Origin of the sequence: Anatilimnocola aggregata (assembly GCF_007747655.1) — a bacterium.
Taxonomy (GTDB): domain Bacteria; phylum Planctomycetota; class Planctomycetia; order Pirellulales; family Pirellulaceae; genus Anatilimnocola; species Anatilimnocola aggregata.
The window spans coordinates 8720296-8739004 of record NZ_CP036274.1 but is presented as its reverse complement, the minus strand read 5'-3'; the positions used below and the strand labels follow the sequence as shown (position 1 = coordinate 8739004).

Annotated in this window: 13 protein-coding genes; 12 read left to right on the top strand and 1 reads right to left on the bottom strand. The window is 58.2% G+C overall.

The features are described from left to right. Positions 1 to 14: 14 nt before the first annotated feature. The 10 genes from ETAA8_RS33235 to ETAA8_RS33190 all read left to right on the top strand — a co-directional run bounded on the left by ETAA8_RS33235 (position 15) and on the right by ETAA8_RS33190 (position 16048). Entirely contained in the window at positions 15 to 1307 is a 1293-nt protein-coding gene (locus tag ETAA8_RS33235; RefSeq protein WP_145099451.1) for a threonine/serine exporter family protein, read from the top strand. A gap of 146 nt (positions 1308 to 1453) precedes the next feature. Further along, on the top strand, positions 1454 to 3103 hold the full coding sequence (locus tag ETAA8_RS33230) for a DcaP family trimeric outer membrane transporter (protein ID WP_145099449.1): 1650 nt from the start codon (positions 1454 to 1456) through the stop codon (positions 3101 to 3103). Positions 3104 to 3285: 182 nt separating this feature from the next. Continuing rightward, complete coding sequence (locus ETAA8_RS33225; RefSeq protein ID WP_145099446.1) at positions 3286 to 5124, top strand: SLC13 family permease; 1839 nt, start codon at positions 3286 to 3288, stop codon at positions 5122 to 5124. A 47-nt stretch (positions 5125 to 5171) separates the two neighbouring features. Then, on the top strand, positions 5172 to 6815 hold the full coding sequence (locus ETAA8_RS33220) for an AbgT family transporter (RefSeq protein ID WP_145099443.1): 1644 nt from the start codon (positions 5172 to 5174) through the stop codon (positions 6813 to 6815). Positions 6816 to 6873: 58 nt separating this feature from the next. Then, positions 6874 to 8070 (top strand): M20/M25/M40 family metallo-hydrolase, encoded by a 1197-nt coding sequence (locus ETAA8_RS33215; RefSeq protein ID WP_145099439.1) that lies wholly within the window; start codon positions 6874 to 6876, stop codon positions 8068 to 8070. Positions 8071 to 8133: 63 nt separating this feature from the next. Then, entirely contained in the window at positions 8134 to 9423 is a 1290-nt protein-coding gene (locus ETAA8_RS33210; protein WP_145099436.1) for an efflux RND transporter periplasmic adaptor subunit, read from the top strand. 2 nt (positions 9424 to 9425) lie between these two features. Beyond that, positions 9426 to 12536 (top strand): efflux RND transporter permease subunit, encoded by a 3111-nt coding sequence (locus ETAA8_RS33205; protein ID WP_145099433.1) that lies wholly within the window; start codon positions 9426 to 9428, stop codon positions 12534 to 12536. A gap of 32 nt (positions 12537 to 12568) precedes the next feature. Beyond that, positions 12569 to 14419, top strand: coding sequence for a glycerophosphodiester phosphodiesterase family protein (locus ETAA8_RS33200; RefSeq protein ID WP_145099430.1), 1851 nt, complete (start codon positions 12569 to 12571; stop codon positions 14417 to 14419). 191 nt (positions 14420 to 14610) lie between these two features. Then, positions 14611 to 15102: a DUF1269 domain-containing protein gene (locus ETAA8_RS33195; protein WP_145099427.1), complete on the top strand. Its 492-nt coding sequence runs from the start codon at positions 14611 to 14613 to the stop codon at positions 15100 to 15102. Between the two features lie 94 nt (positions 15103 to 15196). Next, entirely contained in the window at positions 15197 to 16048 is an 852-nt protein-coding gene (locus tag ETAA8_RS33190; protein WP_202921427.1) for a transglutaminase family protein, read from the top strand. A 3-nt stretch (positions 16049 to 16051) separates the two neighbouring features. Here ETAA8_RS33190 and ETAA8_RS33185 read toward each other — a convergent pair whose 3' ends face one another. Beyond that, on the bottom strand, positions 16052 to 16807 hold the full coding sequence (locus ETAA8_RS33185) for a DUF502 domain-containing protein (protein ID WP_145099420.1): 756 nt from the start codon (positions 16805 to 16807) through the stop codon (positions 16052 to 16054). 232 nt (positions 16808 to 17039) lie between these two features. On the opposite strand from ETAA8_RS33185, the gene ETAA8_RS33180 reads away from it, so the two are divergent. Further along, complete coding sequence (locus ETAA8_RS33180) at positions 17040 to 17546, top strand: hypothetical protein (RefSeq protein ID WP_145099417.1); 507 nt, start codon at positions 17040 to 17042, stop codon at positions 17544 to 17546. Between the two features lie 188 nt (positions 17547 to 17734). Then, positions 17735 to 18703 carry a YybH family protein gene (locus ETAA8_RS33175; RefSeq protein ID WP_145099414.1) on the top strand — a complete coding sequence of 323 codons (969 nt, stop codon included), beginning with the start codon at positions 17735 to 17737 and terminating at the stop codon, positions 18701 to 18703. Positions 18704 to 18709 lie beyond the last annotated feature (6 nt).

Genomic DNA, 18709 nt, shown 5'->3' with positions numbered 1-18709 from the left:
CCTCTGAGAACCTAATGGCCCAAGCTCCTGCCACTGTCGAAACCAAGGCTCTGTTAGAGTTCATGTTTCGGCTGGGGCAGGCTTACCTGGCCTGCGGCGAACAGACCCCGCAAGTCGAGTTGCAACTGCGGCGTGTGGCCTCCGCTTACAAAGCGCGCAGGTCACGCGTGGTGGTCTTTCCCACGGCCATCTTCATTTCGGTAAACGATGGTGTCGACGACCGGATTGCGGTCGCCGATGGTCCGACGCAAAACTTGCGACTGGATCAAATCGCCGATATTTACGACTTGGGCGAACTCGCGCTGGCAGCTGAGATCACGCCCCGCGAAGGAATCGAGCGGCTCACGGCGATCTTGCGCACCGCGCCACGCTTCGGGGCTGTGGGCGAAGTGCTCGGGCATACGATTCTGGCCGTTGGTGTCGCCATGATCCTGGCTTCCGCATTCACCAACTTGATTGTCGCCGCCGTGCTCGGTGCTTTTATTGGCGCCCTGAAGTTGCTCAACAAGGACCGTCCCGTGCTGGCGGTGCCGTTGCCGGTGATTGCGGCCGCCATCGTCTCGGCCGTTGTCTATCTGGCGGTGAAGTATGAACTTCCGGTCGTCCCCATTCATGCGCTGGTTCCGCCCCTCGTTTCGTTCCTGCCCGGCGCGATGCTGTCGCTGGGGATGGTGGAATTGGTGTATGGCGACATGGTGAGCGGCAGCAGCCGGCTGACGACCGGGTTCGTGCAATTGATGCTCTTGGCTTTTGGATTGGTGGCCGGCGCGGCACTTGTCGGCGTGAGTTCCGATAGCCTGATTGAAGCCTCCGATCAAATTCAAATTCCTTGGGTGCAGTGGCTGGGAGTCGTTGTGTTTGGCGTCGGTGTGTTTTTCCACTTTTCAGCGCCGCGCAATTCCTTCTGGTGGATGCAGCTGGTCTTAGTCCTCGCCTTTGCCGCCCAGCAACTGGGCGCGGCCCTGCTCGGTAAAGAGATCAGCGGTTTCTTCGGCATGCTGGTCGCAACGCCGCTGGGTTATTTGATTCAGCTGCGGTTCAAAGGCCCGCCGGCGATGGTCACCTTCTTGCCCTGTTTCTGGCTCTTGGTGCCGGGGTCGCTGGGACTACTAAGCGTGACGCGGATGCTGAGCGACCGGGCTGCGGGTGTCGATGGCCTGGTGTCGACGCTCTTCATTTTCATTTCACTCGCCTTGGGCTCGTTGATGGGAGCTTCGCTCTATAAGTGGCTGAGCGAACGCTTTGGCGGCTGGCGATTGCTGATCGGGCGCACCAATTCGTCGTTAAAGCAGCGCCGCAAACGCTAGCACTTCGCAGAACTCCCTCGAATTGCCCAGTTAGCAATTCAGTCGGTGTTAAATTTTGCCGATTGTAGGGATTGTGACACCCGCTGCGCGAGCGCGAACTCTGACCACTCGCCGCTAGCAAGCAGGTGCCCCACAGGAGGCGGCTCATGCATTTGCTTCGGCCAGCAAAACGAAACCTGATTGCAACTTGGACGGCACTCGTCCTGCTGCCGGTCTGCGCCTTTGCTCAAGTCCCCGCGCCGCCCGACTACGGGCCGGATAACATCAATCCAGCCACTGCCAGTCTCTCGGACGATTCCGCAGCGCCAGTTGTCGAACCAGTCATCGAACCTGTCAGCACGTTCGCGCAGCCTCCGCTGGCGAATGCCATTCCCTATGGCTATTTTCCCTCGAGCGATGTGCAAAACGCGCCGGGGATGGGTGGGTATCCGTCGGACTACGACCGCGAGTCCGATCCTGTTCCCTCTTATGTTTACGATCGCAACTATTACGACGAAATTGGAATTGGGGCGCGCCAACTGCCTGACTATGCGCCACCGGGCTACGAAGCCCGCGACTACCAAAGCGCGCCGGGCATACCAGAGTTCAGTCGCATCTCGCCTCCCGTCGTTGTTCCCCAAGCAGCCCGCGAAGGGCTGGTGGTCGGCGGTATGTTTCCCGGGTCGTTTCTCGCGCCGGGCACCGATACATCGTTTCGCATCCGCGGCTTCGTCCGTTTGCAGGCCCTCGGTGACTTCAATCCGATTGGCTCGCGCGATTCATTTGTTCCCAACACCATTCCTGTCCCACAGACCACGGGGCGCAACTTCAACATGAGCGCCCGCATGAGTCGCATTGCGTTCGAGTCGTGGACGCCCACCGACTTCTGCGACTGGAATGTACACACGATGATCGAAGGTGACTTTTTTAATGGCACCGATCAGGCTGCAGGGGGCGGTGGCAACCCGTTCCGTTTGCGGCATGCCTTCTTCGACTTCGGCTTCTTCCGCTTCGGACAGCAGAACTCGGTGTTCATGAACGGCAATGCCTGGCCCAGCGTGGTCGATTTTCAAGGCCCCAATGGTTGGATCAATCAACGCCAACCGTCGGCGCGCATTACCTTGCCGGTGACCGAACGGACGTTGTGGGCCATGGCCATCGAACGACCGTTTTCGGATATCACCACCAGCGGCCTGGGGACGGGTGTGCAAGACTCGCCCGACCTGACGACGCACTGGCGGTTTGAGGCAGATCGAGGCCACGTGCAGATTTCGGGTTTGCTCCGTTCGATCGCCTATCAACCCACGGGCGGCGGCGATGTCGAGCGGCATACCGCGGCGGCCATCAGCGGCAGCACTGTGTTTCATCCCTGGGCACTCTTGTTAGGGACCGATCCGGTTCACGAGGACAATCCCTCGGGCCTAACTCGCAGTCGCATCATCCTACAAGGGACTTGGGGCCCAGGCGCGGCGCGCTACGTGCAAGACCTTGTTGGGCAAGGACTGGACGCACAGGTGGATCCGGTCACGGGCGAGTTCAACATCGTCAAGTCGACGGCCTGGAATGCCAGCTACGAGCATTGGTACAACGAGCATTGGCTTTCGGTATTCACGTATTCTGTCGCCTCGGTCGAGAACAATGTGGGGATGCCGGGCACGACGTATAGCCAGGGCGAATACATGGCCGCGAACTTGTGGTGGATTCCGATTCCTCGCATGTCGTTCGGCATCGAGTATCTGCGTGGCCAGCGTGACAACTTCGACGGGCAGTCGGCCGAAGTGAACCGAATTAACGGCCTGTTTCAATACAACTTCTAAGCGCGCTGGAGACGGCATTTGCTTCTCCGTTCTTGCTCGCCAAAGTCCGTCCCGTGTCTCGTCTTACGCTCCTAGACAGTGCGCGCGGCGTGGTCTACAACACACGGTGCTGAAACCGTCCGACGCGATCTAATTCGGATCGCGACTTGCCTCAATGGTTTCACTAACTACTTTTCGTACGAATGAGCGTAGCTCTCGGCTTAGTTCTAGGCCTGCTCGTGGCAGCCGTGGTGATGTTCGCGATCAATCGACCGCGAATGGACGCGGTAGCGCTGATTGTGTTGACGTTGCTCCCGTTTGTGGGCGTGGTGACCGGCGAGAAAGTCGTCACCATGAACGAAGCGCTCGCTGGCTTTGCCGATGCCAACATCGTGCTGATTGCGGCTCTGTTTGTGATTGGCGATGGACTGGTACGCACCGGTGTGGCCCGTTTGTTGGGCGATTGGCTCACCGCGCGAGCCGCCGGCAGCGAAACCAATTTGCTGGTGCTGCTGATGGTGGTGGTGTGCGGCCTGGGGGCGACCATGAGTTCGACCGCCGTCACCGCGATCTTCATTCCGGTCGTGCTCCGCATCTCGCGCAGTACCGGCACCTCGCCCAGTCGCCTGATGATGCCACTCAGTATGGCAGCCCTCATCAGTGGCATGATGACCCTGGTTGCCACGGCTCCGAACCTGGTGGTGAATGCCGAACTTCAGCGGACTGGGACCAGTGGCTTTCAGTTTTTCAGCTTTGCTCCGTTCGGCGTGCCGGTACTCATCATGGGTATTGTGTATATGCTCTTCGCCCGGCATTGGTTATCGGCGGGCGACCCCAACAGCACCACGAACAAACAGCGCGTCACCCTCGCCGACTGGATTTTGATGTACAAGCTCGAGGGGCGCGAATATCGCGCAGGCGTTAAGCGCGACTCGATCTTGATTGGTAAGTCGATCGAAGAAATCCGGCTAAACTATCAGCCTGATGCTCAGTTGGTGGCCATCGAACGGGAGCGATCGCTCATTCAGCCGACGCCGCAAACCCGCCTGCAAGCGGGAGACATTCTGTTCCTCAATCGCTTTGCAGAAACTGCTCCCTTAGAGACGCTGCTCGACCGTTTCGGCCTGCAGTTGATGTCTCTTTCGGGTGCCTATTTCAGCGATGTGACGCAGGACATCGGCATGGCCGAAGTAATCGTGCCGGCCCTGTCGGAGCTCGTCGGCAAATCCGCGATTGGCATCGAATTGCGAGAGAAATACGGCTTGTCGCTCATCGGTCTGCGGCGCGGCAAAGAGGCCGTGGAACGTGGTTTGAGTGAAGAAAAACTGCAGGTCGGCGATACCTTACTGCTGATTGGTCCTTGGCAGCGAATTGAGACCTTGCGTTCGCAAAGCAAGAATCTGGTCGTGTTGAACTTGCCCGCCGAGTTGGACGACGTGCTGCCGGTTCCCGGCAAGGCACTCCTCGCCTTGGGTTGCCTGGGGCTCGTCGTGGGCTTAATGGTCAGTGGCCTGGTGCCCAACGTTCAGGCAGCACTGATCGGTTGCCTCTTGATGGGCGGTCTCGGCATCGTCAATCTGACGAGTGCTTATAAATCGATCGACTGGAAGACGATTGTGCTGATCGTCGGCATGTTGCCGTTTTCAACAGCCCTGCAGCGAACAGGCGGTGTCGATCTGGCCGCCGATGGTTTGATGACGATTACTGAGGGGGCGGGCATCTATGTGATACTCGGGGCACTCTTCGCCATTACTGCGATTCTGGGCCTCTTCATTTCGAATACGGCGACTGCCGTGTTGATGGCCCCCGTGGCGATTGCCGTAGCCAGCGACCTGGGCTTCTCCCCCTATCCGTTTGCCATGATTGTGGCGCTGGCTGCCTCCACGGCATTTATGACGCCCGTCTCGTCGCCGGTGAACACTCTGGTGGTAACACCAGGTAACTACTCCTTTGGTGACTTTATCAAAGTCGGGGTGCCGTTCAGCATTCTGGTGATGATTGTTTGTGTCTTTATGGTTCCCTGGCTGCTACCGCTTAAATAGTTGACTGGCCGATCTCGCGCGATACATAACTCCTTGGAATACCTGCCATGAGTACAACAATCGAAGCGCCGAAATCGATGATGCAACGATTTCTCGATGTCGTCGAGAAGGTCGGCAACAAAGTACCGCATCCGGTCATTATCTTTTTGATCCTGATCGGGATCGTCGTTGTCTTGTCGCACATCCTCTACATGACCGGCGCGAAGTTCACGACCGAAATCATTGTGCCGCGCGAGAAAGAGGCGAAGGCCGAGGTCGATGCGGCGTATGAGCCACCGATTTACGACTCGGGCTCTTCGATCAACTATCACAGCTACGCCGAGAAAAGTTACGACATCGAAACTCGGACGATCGCGGCCCGCAGCCTGTTGACCACGGAAGGGATTCGTTTTGTCTATGTCTCTTTAATCCCGAATTTCATGGGCTTCACGGCGGTCGGACTGATGATTGTGGCCATGGCCGGCGTAGGTGTGGCCGAGGAATCGGGGCTGGTGAATGCCCTCATTCGCAAGCTGGTGATGCTCTCACCCGCCTGGGCTTTAACCTACATTCTGGCGTTCGTCGGCATCCTCTCCAGCATTGCCGCCGATGCGGGCTACCTGGTTTTGATTCCCTTGGCGGCAACTGCCTATATCAGCGTCGGCAGGCATCCCCATGCGGGTCTGGCCTTGGGCTTTGCTGGTGTGGCTGGCGCATTCACCGTCAATGTGCTCATCAAGCCGCTCGATGCGGTTCTCGTCGAGTTCACGAATGACGCCATTCATCTTGTCGATCCCACGAAGTCGATCGGCCTCGCCTCCAATCTCTGGTTTTCGATCGCCTCGGTCGCAGTCCTCACCTTCTTAGTGGCGTTCATTACCGATCGCTTCGTCGAACCGCGCTTGGGCAAGTACAATCCGGAACATGCTGCGGATGAAGTGAAGAATCAAACCGCCAGCGGGCTTTCGGCCGACGAAACACGGGGACTCTGGTATGCCATCGGCGCGCTGGTGGTGACGCTCGGCCTGTTCGCGTTTCTGTCGTTGCCGGAAAAAGCGCCGCTCCGCGATGTCGAGACGGGGGCGCTCATCGGCAATTCACCGTTCATGAACGGTCTGATCGCTCTGATCATGATTTTGTTCCTCGCCACGGGCGCTGCCTACGGCTATGGTGCGAAAACGCTCACCAGCTTGACTGCCATCATCAAGGCCATGGAAAAGGCGATGGCCGGACTGGGTGGATTGATTCTGCTGTTCCTCGTTCTCAGCCAGTTTGTGGCCTACTTCAATTACACCAACATGGGCACACTGCTGGCCCTAACCATGACCGATCTTTTGAAGTCGGCGAACTTTCCGCCACTCCTGCTGTTGATCGGCTTCATTGTCGTGGTGGCCCTCATCGACTTGCTGATTACTGGTGCCATCGCCAAATGGGCACTCTTTGCTCCGGTTTTCGTTCCACTTCTGATCAATCTGGCTGTCTCCCCAGAGGCGGTGCTCGCAGCCTATCGCGTGGCCGATTCCCCCATGAACTCCATCACTCCGTTGAATGCTTACTTTGCTCTCGTGGTCGGATTTGCCCAGCGCTACGATAGCCGAGCGGGGGTGGGCACGGTGGTATCAATGATGCTGCCCTATGTCGTAATCATGTTCGTTGTCTGGACCGCGCTCTTCGCCGGCTGGCAACAACTGGGACTTCCCTGGGGCCTGTAATTGCCGTCGAGTTTCGCAGCTTGGTTTTTTGCACGAAGTGAAGCAGAGGAGCAAACGTATGAATTCCATTCCCCTGGATGTTCAAGCCGCCGAAGAGCACTTGATGCGTTTTCTCGCGGTCGAAGGCGTGACTGGCGAAGAAGCGGCCATTGGCCAGGCGGTTGTCGAAGAGTTGAAGAAAATCGGCGTCCCTGCCTCGGCTATCCGTTTCGATACGGTCCACGAGCGCATTCCGCTGCCAACTCAAACCGGCAATCTCTACGTCGATATCCCGGGTAATCGCCCTGGGCCGCGTCTGCTGTTTTCGACCCATCTCGATACCGTTCCGCTCTGTGCCGGCGCCAAGGCGAAGCGCGAGGGAGATAAGATCGTCTCGGATGGCACGACCGCTTTGGGCGGCGACAATCGCACGGGCTGTGCCGTGCTCGTTTCGCTGGTCGAAACGCTGCTGAAGCACAACTTGCCACATCCGCCGATCACACTGCTCTTCACCGTGCGCGAAGAAAGTGGTTTGCACGGCGCACGCGAGCTGAAGCCGGAGGATCTCAAAGATGCCGCCATGTGCTTCAACGTCGATGGCAAGTTGGCCTCGGAGCTGATCATCGGTGCCGTGGGGCAAGAAAACTGGGATGTGGAAATTACCGGCAAGGCCGCTCACGCTGGCGTCGCACCCGAAAAAGGGATCTCGGCTACGCTCGTGGCGTCCATCGCACTCACCGAAGCGCACCGCGGCGGCTGGTTTGGCAAAGTCACCAAACCGCACGGCAAGGGAACCAGTAATCCGGGCATTTTCGGCGGCAAGCCAGGGAAGCCGGCCGGCGACGCCACCAACGTAGTAACCGACTATGTCCACATCGTGGGCGAGGCCCGCAGTCCGGAGCTAACGTTTGCCACCGAAATTTGCCAGGCCTATCGCGCAGCCTTTGCGAAAGCCCAAGCCGAAGTAACGGACGCTGGCGGTGCGAAGGCTGATGTCAAGTTCACCAGCAAACCTTCCTATCCTCCCTTCAACTTGCCAGCCGACTCGCCCGCCGCGGCGCGAGCGATCAAAGCCGTCGAGTCGTTGGGATTGAAACCGATCACTATTTTTTCCAATGGTGGCCTCGACGCCAACTGGCTCGTCAAGCATGGCGTGCCGACTGTCACCATCGGGGCTGGGCAATACGAGATTCACACCATCAAGGAATACATCGATTTGCCGGAGTTCGCCCAGGGATGTCGCCTGGCGATTCTGCTGGCAACGTTGGATTTCTAAGGCCACGCGCGAAACGATTTATGCGGGCTGCGATATTCTCAGGCAGGAGTTGAATAAACCGTTATGACCTATCGACGACGCAACCTCCCCAATTACGGTCCAGATTGGCGGATCGGACTCGTGCTATTGCTGGCAGCGGCCGGCTGTTCAGGAGCCAAGACGAGTTCGCCAGAGCAAGTTCGCCCCGTGAAGACTCTGGTCGTGGTCGCGGGCGAGGCGACCAACACGCGCGCCTTCCCCGGCAAAGTGGACGCCGCGAATCGCGTGCAACTTGCCTTTCAAGTGCCGGGTTTGCTGGTCAAGCTGCCGGTCAAGGAAGGCCAGAAGGTTGCCAAAGGCGAGGTCATTGCCCAGCTGCGGCAGGACGAATTCGAAGCTCGGCTGAAGACGCTGCAAAGCCAACTCGATCAGTCGCGGGCAGCACTCCGAGCATTGCTGGCCGGTGATCGTCCCGAGGAACGACTGCGGCGCGAAGCAGACGTGCGAGCTGCCGAGGCGCGACTGGCCAACGCCCGCTCTGAGTTCGATCGGCTGGAAAGATTGGTCCGATCCAGAGCCGCCTCGCAACAAGACTTCGAACGGGCAGAAACTCAGTATCGCGTTGCGCAGGAAGATCTGCAGGGAGCCCGCCAACTGCTCGAGATTGGCACCATCGCTCGCGAGGAAGACATCGATGCCAGAACTGCCGAAGTTCGCGGCCTCGAAGCGCGCGTGGTAGAAGCAAACTTGCACCTGACCGATTCCACGCTGCGTGCCCCGTACGACGGTGTCATCGCGCAGCGCTTTGTCGAAGAGGGGCAGAACGTCGCCGCCAAAGCTCCGATTGTGAAGTTTCAGGATGTCGACGAGTTGGAAGTGGTGGTCGATGTTCCCGAGTCGGTGATGGCGGCCAATCTGCAATCTGCCGATATTCTGCAATTGGAAGCGGAGTTCAGCGGCGTGCCGGGGCTGCGTTTTCCGGTGCACGTCAAAGAGATTGCCCAGCGGGCCGATCCCACCACGCAGACCTTCGCCGTGCGCGTGGCCATGCAAGCACCGAAAGAGCAGAACGTGCTCCCCGGAATGACTGCCACGGTGCTGCTTACGTATCGCCGGGCGAGCATTCTCGGCAGCCGCACGCTGGTCCCCATTTCAGCTGTGTACAAAGACAGCAGCGGCGAACAGATCGTGTGGGTGCTTAACTCCGATAACGTCGTCTCGCGGCGTCCGGTCAAACTGGGCTCGGTGATGGCGGGTCAGGTAGAAATTGTTGACGGGCTTAAGCCCGGTGAGCGAATCGCACGGGCAGGCGTCAGCTTTCTCCGCGAAGGCGTCAAGGTTCGTGATCTTGGCGACGAATTGGGAGGCGGCTAACAATGAACCTTGGTGTAATATCGGTTCGCAACGACCGCGTCTTGTACATGGCGATGGCGCTGATCGTGATTGGCGGCTTCGTGGCCTACAATCGCATGGGGCGACTTGAAGATCCAGAATTCACGATCAAAGAAGCACTCATCATCACACCCTACCCGGGTGCCAGTGCCGAGGAAGTAGCCAAGGAAGTTACCACCCCGATCGAAAGCGCCTGTCAGCAACTGGGTCAATTGGACCGAGTGGAGTCTGAATCGTCGCGCGGGCGCTCGGTCGTGTCGGTCGTCATCAAGGACCAATACGACAAGCACTCCATCCCGCAGGTTTGGGACGAACTCCGTCGCAAGATCGCCGATGCCCAACCGCAACTGCCCCCCTCGGTGCGCGGCAACTCGCGGGTGGTGGACGATTTCGGCGACGTGTACGGCATTTTTCTGGCAGTCACGGGCGAGGGTTATTCCTATCCCGAACTGCGCCGCTATACCGAGTTCTTGCGACGCGAACTGCAAGCGGTCAGCGACGTCAAGAAAGTTGAATTGTTCGGCGAACAACAGGAACTGGTCTTTCTGGAGATCTCGCGCCATCGTCTCGCCCGGCTGGGAATCAACGAAGATCAGATCTATCGGCAGCTCCAGGCGCGCAACGTGGCAGCCGACGGCGGTCGCGTGCGGATCGGCGACGAACACATCGCTCTCGATCCCAAGGGAAGCTTTAACACCGCGGACGAAATGCTCGACCTGGTGATTGGGTCGGACAATAGCGGGCGGCAACTGTTCCTGCGCGATGTGGCGACACTCGAGCGTGGTGATCCCGATCCGCCGCGGCGACTGCTGCGCTACGATGGTCAGCCTGCGATCGGCATCGGCATCTCGACGGTCCAAGGTGGCAATGTGGTCACCGTGGGGCACGGAGTGCGCGCGAAGCTGGCCGAATTGAAGAAACATCAGCCCATCGGCATCGAAATTGGCGAGATCAATTTTCAGCCTGAAGCAGTTACCGCTGCGACCAACGAGTTCATCTTCAATTTGTTCAAGGCAGTCGCGATTGTGGTCGTGGTGCTGCTGTTCGCCATGGGGCGTAAGACTGGCTTGATTATCGGGATGGTGCTATTCCTGACGATCATGGCCACGTTCCTGGTCATGTTCATCGATGGCGACATCCTGATGGAACGCATCTCGCTGGGTGCCCTCATCATCGCCCTCTGCATGTTGACCGATAACGCCATCATCATCATCGAGGGAATTCGCATTCGCATTGAAGCCGGCGAAAACAAGCTGGCGGTGGTGCGTGACGCCGTCGCCGAGAACCAGGTTCCCCTGTTTGGAGCGACCGCGATTGCGGTCGTCGCCTTCGCCGCCATCGGCCTCTCCGACGACTCGACGGGCGAATATTGCAATTCGCTGTTCTGGGTGATTTTGATTTCGCTGACCTTGAGTTGGATCTCGGCCATTACGATCACGCCTCTGCTCAGCTATCTGGCCTTTAATCCCGTACCGCAAACAGCGAACAACAGTGATCCCTACGGCGGGATTGTCTTTACCACGTATCGCGCGATGTTGATCTGGTGTCTGCAGAATCGCTGGATCGTGGTGATTGCCTCGATTTTGCTCTTTATTGCCTCGCTGTACGGCTTCACACTCGTCAAGCAGAGTTTCTTTCCGCCGGCCACTCGTCCGCAGTTCATGGTCGACACGTTTCTCCCCGCGGGTACTCACATCCGCGAGTCCGAAGCCTTCGCAGATGACATGGGCAAGTTCATTCGCGATTTGCCCGACGTTTCGCACTTAACGACCTTTATCGGTGGCGGCGGGTTGCGGTTCGTGTTGGTCTACTCGGTCGAGCGCGAGAACCGCGCTTACGTGCAATTTCTGGTCGACGTTGACGACGATCAGAAAATCGATGGTCTGATCGAGAAGATCCAGAATCAGCTCGATACGAAGTACCCGAACGCCAACTCCGTGGCGAAGAAGTTTCTGCTCGGCCCGGGTGCTGGTGGTCGAGTTCAAGCGCGGTTTCGCGGCCCGGATCCCGAGAAGTTGCGCACCCTGGCGGCCGAGGCGCGCGAGATCATCGATAACGACGGGGGCGCGGTTTGTGTCCGCCACGATTGGCGAGAACGCGAAAAAGTACTGCGTCCCGACCTGCTCGAAATGCAAGCTCGCCGCAATGGACTGACGCGCGTGGAAGTGGCCCAGGCGCTCGAAACCGGACTGGAAGGGCGCGTGGTCGGCTTTTATCGTGAACCCGGTGCCGCTGGGGCGGGCATCTATCCCCAAGAGACTCGGCTTCTGCCCATCATCGCCCGTCCTCCGCTGGACGAACGGAGCGATGTGAGCGCTATCCAGAGCATGCAGATTTGGAGTCCTGCCGCGGGGCGGATGATTCCGTTCAGCCAGGTAGCCACCACGCCGCAAATGGAGTGGGAGAATCCGGTCGTCATGCGGCGCGATCGGTTTCCTACCATCACGGTGCATGCCGATCCGCGCACGGGCTTGCCCAGTGTGCTGTTTCGCCGCGTACGCGAAAAGATCGAAAAGATCGAGTTGCCGCCGGGCTATTCACTGGAATGGGGCGGCGAGTATGAAGATTCAAGCAACGCTCGCGCGGCACTTGCGCGTCAGTTGCCGGCAGCCCTGGTGCTAATGGTATTTATCGTCATTTGCTTGTTCAATTCCATCCGGACGACCGCGGTGATCTGGCTGACGGTCCCCCTGGCCATCATTGGCATCACCGGCGGTTTGCTGCTGACCGGAGTGCCGTTCGGTTTCATGGCCCTCTTGGGCGCACTAGCGCTCGGTGGCGAGCAGATTAAGAACTCGATCGTCGTGTTGAACAAGGTGGCCGTCGACATCGCGGCCGGCAAAGCTCCTCACAAGGCGATTCTCGATGGCTGCACCGCCAAGTTGCGGCCGGTAATGATGGTGGCCATTACCACCGTGCTCGGCATGATTCCGCTGCTGTCCGATCCGTTCTTCTCCGGTCTCGCGGTGACGGTGATGTTCGGCCTGATGTTCGCCTGCGTGTTGACGATGTTCGTCGTACCCGTTCTGTACGCGATCTTCTTCAATATTAACGAGAATACCCCTGCGAAGGAGCCTGTCGGCGATGCCCTGTAGCACCAGCCATCCGTTCGGCAAAGCTAGCGCTCATGGCTGTTGTCGATAATCACTCCCTGAGCGCACCGACCGTTCTCCGCGCGGCGTGGTCCGATTTCACCCGCGCGTGGCGCGGGCTCGTGATCTACGAGTTGCTGTTCAAACTGGTCGATGCCTGGCTGCTGGTTCCGGCGGTGGCGCTGTTGCTGCGAACAGTGCTCGCACATGCCGGGCGGTTCACCGTTACCAATCACGAGATTCTCGATTTTCTGTTCACGCCGCTGGGCATCCTCTATGCGGCAATCTTCGGAACTGTCGCGGTGACTTCACGGCTGATCGAGCAAGCCGGGATTATGCTGGTGGTTTCTTTGGCCACCCGCGGTGAGCGTCCGACGCTGATGGCCTGGTTGAAGAAGCTGTTCTTCAAATCGTTGAACATCACCAAACTCGGCGCGGTCAAGGTTGTGTTGCTGACGGTGGTATTTGCGCCCTTTGTCGCGCTGGCGGTGATCACTTATGGACTGCTCTTAACGCAGCACGACATTTACTTCTATTGGATCAATCGGCCCCCTGTTTTTTGGCTGGCCGCGGGAATCGGCCTGGTGATTCTGCTTGGTGCGGCCAGTGTAGGCTGCTGGCTCTATGTGCGCTGGGCGTTTGCGCTCCCCATTGCCTTGTTCGAGCAGAAGCTGGCCCACGTTGCCTTGCGAACCAGTGCCCAACGCGTGCGCGGCATTGGCTGGCGGGTCGCAGCCTTTCTCTTGGGTTGGCAATTTCTGGCGCTGTTAATGGCAGCCTTGGTCGGCATCGCCTATCGTCAACTCGCCCTGCTCTTGATCGGTGCTGCCACAGAGCGCCCTGGCTGGTTGGTGCTGCTTCTTTTGCTCGTTCAAGCACTCCTCTTGGCAGCGGTCTCGTTCGTGGCTGCCGTGGGCCAAGGGGCGTTGATGCGAAGACTCTACCTGTCCCGCGCCGAGCAGCTTGGTGTTGATGTGGGCAGGCTTACTACTGAAGAAGCTGCGACTAGCGAACCGCGCTCGATCCTCGTCACGCGGCTGGTCTATGTATCGCTGTCAGCTGTGCTGCTGTCCCCCATCCTCATCTGGATCGGACTGCTGCAGGCGGGTGATGCAAAACCGTGGGTGAAGGTTACCGCTCATCGCGGTCACGCTCGCGCTGCGCCGGAGAACACCCTGGCCGCCATTCGCAAAGCGATTGAAAGTGGCGCAGACTACGCAGAAATCGATGTTCAGCTGACTGCCGACGGCCACGTCATCCTGCTGCACGATCGAGACCTGAAGCGTGTGGCGCGCGACTCGCGCCGACTGGCAGATCTCAATCTCGCGGAGTTGCGCCAACTCGATGTTGGCAGTTGGTTTGCCTCTTCCTTCGCAGGCGAACGAGTGCCGACGCTGGAAGAAGTAATTGCACTGGCCAAGGGGCGCATCAAGCTCAACATCGAACTCAAATACTATGGCCCCGATGATGGTCTCGCGCGGCGAGTCGCCGAGGTTGTTGCCGACCAGGGCTTCACAAAGGACGCACTCGTCACCTCGTTCAATTACGAAGCCTTGCTGGAGAACAAACGCCATAACCCCGCGCAGCGCGTGGGTTTGATCGTGGCGCACTCACTGGGAGATGTTAGTCGCTTGGAGGTCGATGCGCTGAGTGTGCGCGCGGACCATTTGAACGACGCGATGCTCCGTTCGGCCCGTCGCCTCAAACGCGAGGTCCACGTGTGGACGGTGAACGATCGCACTGCGATGACGCAATGGATTCAACGCGATGTCGACAATCTGATTACCTCCGATCCAGACCTGGCGATTGAGGTGCGCCGCGAGTGGTCTGAGTTAGGAAGTGCCGAACAACTGCTGCAGTCTTCGCGTGTACTGCTGGGAATTTGATGGCTGTCGCGATCAATAGCCGCGGCTTGACGGTTGCAGCAAGCGATCGCTAGATTGTGGTGGAGAAAGTTCTTGTGAACCCTGCAATCAATGTATGGGTGCTGCATTGCAGTGCCAATCTGTCGGGTAACACCAACGGCGAATTCCGCCTCTCTTCTTTTCCTGCGTAGAAGTGTCTAGGAGCAAACGTGATGAGCACATTAATTGTTGTCGGTTTTGATGATCAGTTTAAGGCCGAAGAAGTCCGCTTGAAGTTGCATAAGATGCAGCAGGACTATCTGATCGACCTGGAAGACGCCGTGGTAGCCGTCAAGAACGACCAAGGCAAAGTAGTATTGCACCAGGCAGTAAATCTGACCGCTGCTGGAGCCATGAGTGGCGGCTTTTGGGGCAGTTTGATCGGCTTGATGTTTATGAATCCTTTGCTGGGCCTGGCTGTGGGGGCTACAGCCGGCGCAGTTTCCGGCGCGCTCACCGATGTAGGCATCGACGACAACTTCATGAAAGAACTGGCTGCTACGCTCAAGCCAGGCAGTTCGGCGCTGTTTGTGCTGGTGCGCAAGATGACGCCAGACAAAGTGCTCGAAGAACTCGCGGGCAGCGGCGGCAAAGTGCTGAAGTCGTCACTCACGCACGAGGTCGAGGCGAAGCTGCAAGCCGCACTGAGCGCACCGAGCGCGTAGTTTCGGCGCTGGTATTCTAGTAACACGTTTGGCCTCGCAGCGGGTATTTTGCCAGATGCGAGGCCTGTTATTTGCGCCATCAGGCAGGGTCACTATGAAACGTATTCGGATCATCCACAATACTGCCTATCATTACAAAACGCCTGTTACATTCGGTCCGCATCGCGCGATCCTCCGTCCGCGCGAAGGGCACGACGTGCATATTGCCGCGTCGCGACTCGAAATCGAACCAGCAGCGAACGTGCGCTGGGTCCGCGATATCTACGGCAATTCGATTGCCATCATCACCTTCACTGAGCCTGGGCAGACGTTACGAGTCTTCAGCGAGGTGGATGTCGAATTGCATGACGAGGGGCCCATTGAGTGCCTGGTCGAGCCGAGCGCCCAGCAGTATCCGTTTCAATACGGCGCAGAAGAACAGATCGAACTGGTGCAGTATCGCTTGCCGAGTTATCCGCACGACGGCCCCGCGATTCAGCAATGGTTGCTGCAGTTGTATCGTCCGGGGCAGTTGATCGGCACGGCAGAATTGCTGAACAGCTTGAATACGCGCATCTTCGAATCGTTCCAGTACCGCCATCGCGACGAGCCAGGAGTGCAGCTCCCCTGCCAGACGCTGGCGATGGGAACGGGTTCTTGCCGCGATTACGCGGTGTTCATGATGGAAGCAGCCCGTCACTGGGGTTTTGGTGCGAGGTTCGTCACTGGGTACATTCAGATGAGCGAAGGGCAGCATGGCGCCACGCATGCCTGGACCGAAATCTACATTCCCGGTGCCGGCTGGCGCGGCTACGACCCGACGAATCACAAGCTGGCCGGCAATGAGCACGTTTCGGTGGCCGTGGCTCGCGATCAGGACAAGGCTTCACCACTCTCTGGTTTCTGGGAAGGAGCCAGTGATGCCTTTGCAGGGATGGAGGTCTCCGTGCAAGTGGTGTCGCAGTAGCGGCTACTCTGTCATGGCGCTGGGTTCCAAATTCTTCTTGGGGGCTGACTTGTAGTAACGAACTTCCGGGGGCACGGTGAGCCCGCCGGAGACAATCGTCTGCAAGGCTTGTTCGGAAGTCCAGTTGAGCTCGGTCACATCTTCTTCGGGCACCAACAGAAAATAGCCCGAAGTCGGCACGGGCGTGGTCGGCACATAGATGCAGAGCAACGTCTTCTGGGTCTCAATATCGCGGCAAGTGGCCGTGACAAATCCCGGCACCTTCATTCCTGGATGCGGAAACTCGATTAACACCACGCGCTGCGGGCCTTGATTGGTACGCTGCTTATCGAGCGTTTGAAAAATCTTCTGCACGCCGTCGTAGACGGTCGAAATGATGGGAACCCGCAGCAAGATGGCATCAAAGCCGCGCCGCAGTCTGGAGTGCACAAAAAAGCCCAGCACGTACAGCAACAACAGGGCGAGCAAAATCGCGATGGGCGGGGCAGCATAGATTTCGAACCAATCGGGCAAGTCCGAGGAAAACCGCCCCTTGCGGATTGTCCACAGCACCAACATGGCAAGTGGATCGATCACGTAACTTCGCAGCGCAAAGAAGAGCCAGCCCACGACCCACAGCGTGATCAAAACCGGCAACACCATAATCAGCCCGCCCAGAATGCGAGCCTTAAAACCTTGAGGCGGCAAGGGCAAGTGAGGTGCTGTCGGTACCGTGGCAACCGCCGGGCCAAAAGTGCCAGGCCGCGAAACTTCATTCATAATTCACCACAAGCTGAGCAGGAATTGCGCAAACGAGCATTCGAATGTAACTTGGTAGGCTCAGGCCCACCAGTCGCACTCGAGCGCTGCGAAGTAGCGGGCTAATTTGGGTGCCTGTCATTTCTCAAGCTAGCCCACTCACCGCTGCGGAACCCACTCGCTTCGCCGCTGAACTGGCCCTATGCTGGCGTATCGCAGCTCGTCACAAACTCTCTTCTACTAGGATCAAGCTATGTTGCGACTAGGCGGCTGTTCTTGGCTGGTTGTCGTTCTGTTGGGATTGGTCAGCACGAACGGTTTGCTGGGCGCTGAACCCACGGAGCAGGCCAAAGAGAAGCGGGAGCGGTTGGCAGTTCATCAGACGCTCGCCGTTTTGAACAAAGTCGAATATCGCTTGTGTCGCGGACTGACTTCCCTTTGCCCCAAAGAGTGCGGACATTCGGGGAATTTCGCCGACTTCACGATCAAGAAGTATCTGAAGTACGAGAAGCTCGGCGAGTTTGGCGATCCCAAGCAAGAGAACTTTTTGATTCAGGTCAGCGACTTCGATAAGCGGCCACTCGGCGATCCGGCCTTGTTGAAAACGATCCAAGGGCTGAAGGCCGGCGACTTTGTTTTGCTCAGTTGGAATCACGACTATGTGACCAGCAAGGGCGTATCCAGTCCCGAACGACCTGTAATCAAACTTGAAAAGATTGATCCCGCTCAAGCCGAAACGCTACTGAAGGCGTCCCAGTAAGAAAACGGTGCGGCGCATAGACTCCACGCCTTAGCGTTGCTTCTTGCAGTCGCTCAGAATTAACAAGTTGGTAGTTTCTGAATCGCCGAACTTCATCGATAATACGTTCCTCGGCTCCAGGACTTTTCCACGTCCCGCGAACCGCGATCGCTCCCTTTATCCTGTCTTTTCTTCAAGGGGTAACTCACATGGCGCGTTTCTTTTCTGCGCTGCTTAGTTGTTTCACATTGTGCTGGTGCCTGGCGGGTTCCGTCTGCCTCTCACTGGCCGCCGAAGCGGATGCCGAAGTCAAAAGCGAGGCCGAGGCCTTCGTGAAAGCTTTCAATCAAGGAAAGGCCGAAGCAGTCGTTGAACTCTTCGCGCCCGAGGCCGAACTGATCGATGAAAACGGCAATCTTTACAAAGGGAAAGAAGAGCTACAGAAGCTCTTTTCGGGCTATTTCGCCAAGTTTCCCGGGGCAACTCTGGTGCTCGATGTCGAATCGATTCGTCTGATCGGCAGCGACCTGTCGATGGAGGACGGCACCCGTTACTTGTCGAGCAAAGACGAGGGGAAAGCGCAAGTGAGATACGCCACGGTTCGCACCAAGAAAGATGGCAAGTGGCGAATCGCTTCCGTTCGCGAGTTCTACGACGAACCGGCCCCCACCAACAGCCAGCGGCTGGCAGCGCTCGATTGGTTGGTGGGCGACTGGGCCAGCGAAGACTCCGACGTGGTCGTAAAAATGTCCTATCGCTGGACCGACGACAAGAACTTTATCGAAGGAAGCTTTCGCGCGACGCGCGGCGGCGAAGAAGTAATGAAGAGCACCCAACGCATCGGTTGGGATCCCGTGGCCGGCAAAGTACGGTCGTGGCTCTTCGATGCCGACGGTGGATTCTCGGAAGGTAGCTGGACCAATCTCGAAGACGCTTGGGTGATCAAGTCGCAAGCCACGATGCCCGATGGCACGACCGGCAGCGCTACGATCACGATCCTTCCCAAAGGTAAGAACCAGTTCACCATGCGTGGCACCGACCGGCTAATTGGCGACGGTCGCGGTGACGATTTCGACATTACCGTTGTCCGTGCCCCGCCTGCTCCCAAGAGCGCCGCAGTTCCGAACGGTGCCTCAGCGCCGCCTGCCATTCGCAACTCCATCGCACCAACGCGCTAACGCGAA

What these genes read in the sequence shown, in the direction of transcription:
- ETAA8_RS33235 (WP_145099451.1), top strand. Translation starts at nt 15, where the DNA reads ATGGCCCAAGCTCCTGCCACTGTCGAAACCAAGGCTCTGTTAGAGTTC.
- ETAA8_RS33230 (WP_145099449.1), top strand. Translation starts at nt 1,454, where the DNA reads ATGCATTTGCTTCGGCCAGCAAAACGAAACCTGATTGCAACTTGGACG.
- ETAA8_RS33225 (WP_145099446.1), top strand. Translation starts at nt 3,286, where the DNA reads ATGAGCGTAGCTCTCGGCTTAGTTCTAGGCCTGCTCGTGGCAGCCGTG.
- ETAA8_RS33220 (WP_145099443.1), top strand. Translation starts at nt 5,172, where the DNA reads ATGAGTACAACAATCGAAGCGCCGAAATCGATGATGCAACGATTTCTC.
- ETAA8_RS33215 (WP_145099439.1), top strand. Translation starts at nt 6,874, where the DNA reads ATGAATTCCATTCCCCTGGATGTTCAAGCCGCCGAAGAGCACTTGATG.
- ETAA8_RS33210 (WP_145099436.1), top strand. Translation starts at nt 8,134, where the DNA reads ATGACCTATCGACGACGCAACCTCCCCAATTACGGTCCAGATTGGCGG.
- ETAA8_RS33205 (WP_145099433.1), top strand. Translation starts at nt 9,426, where the DNA reads ATGAACCTTGGTGTAATATCGGTTCGCAACGACCGCGTCTTGTACATG.
- ETAA8_RS33200 (WP_145099430.1), top strand. Translation starts at nt 12,569, where the DNA reads ATGGCTGTTGTCGATAATCACTCCCTGAGCGCACCGACCGTTCTCCGC.
- ETAA8_RS33195 (WP_145099427.1), top strand. Translation starts at nt 14,611, where the DNA reads ATGAGCACATTAATTGTTGTCGGTTTTGATGATCAGTTTAAGGCCGAA.
- ETAA8_RS33190 (WP_202921427.1), top strand. Translation starts at nt 15,197, where the DNA reads ATGAAACGTATTCGGATCATCCACAATACTGCCTATCATTACAAAACG.
- ETAA8_RS33185 (WP_145099420.1), bottom strand. Translation starts at nt 16,807, where the DNA reads ATGAATGAAGTTTCGCGGCCTGGCACTTTTGGCCCGGCGGTTGCCACG.
- ETAA8_RS33180 (WP_145099417.1), top strand. Translation starts at nt 17,040, where the DNA reads ATGTTGCGACTAGGCGGCTGTTCTTGGCTGGTTGTCGTTCTGTTGGGA.
- ETAA8_RS33175 (WP_145099414.1), top strand. Translation starts at nt 17,735, where the DNA reads ATGGCGCGTTTCTTTTCTGCGCTGCTTAGTTGTTTCACATTGTGCTGG.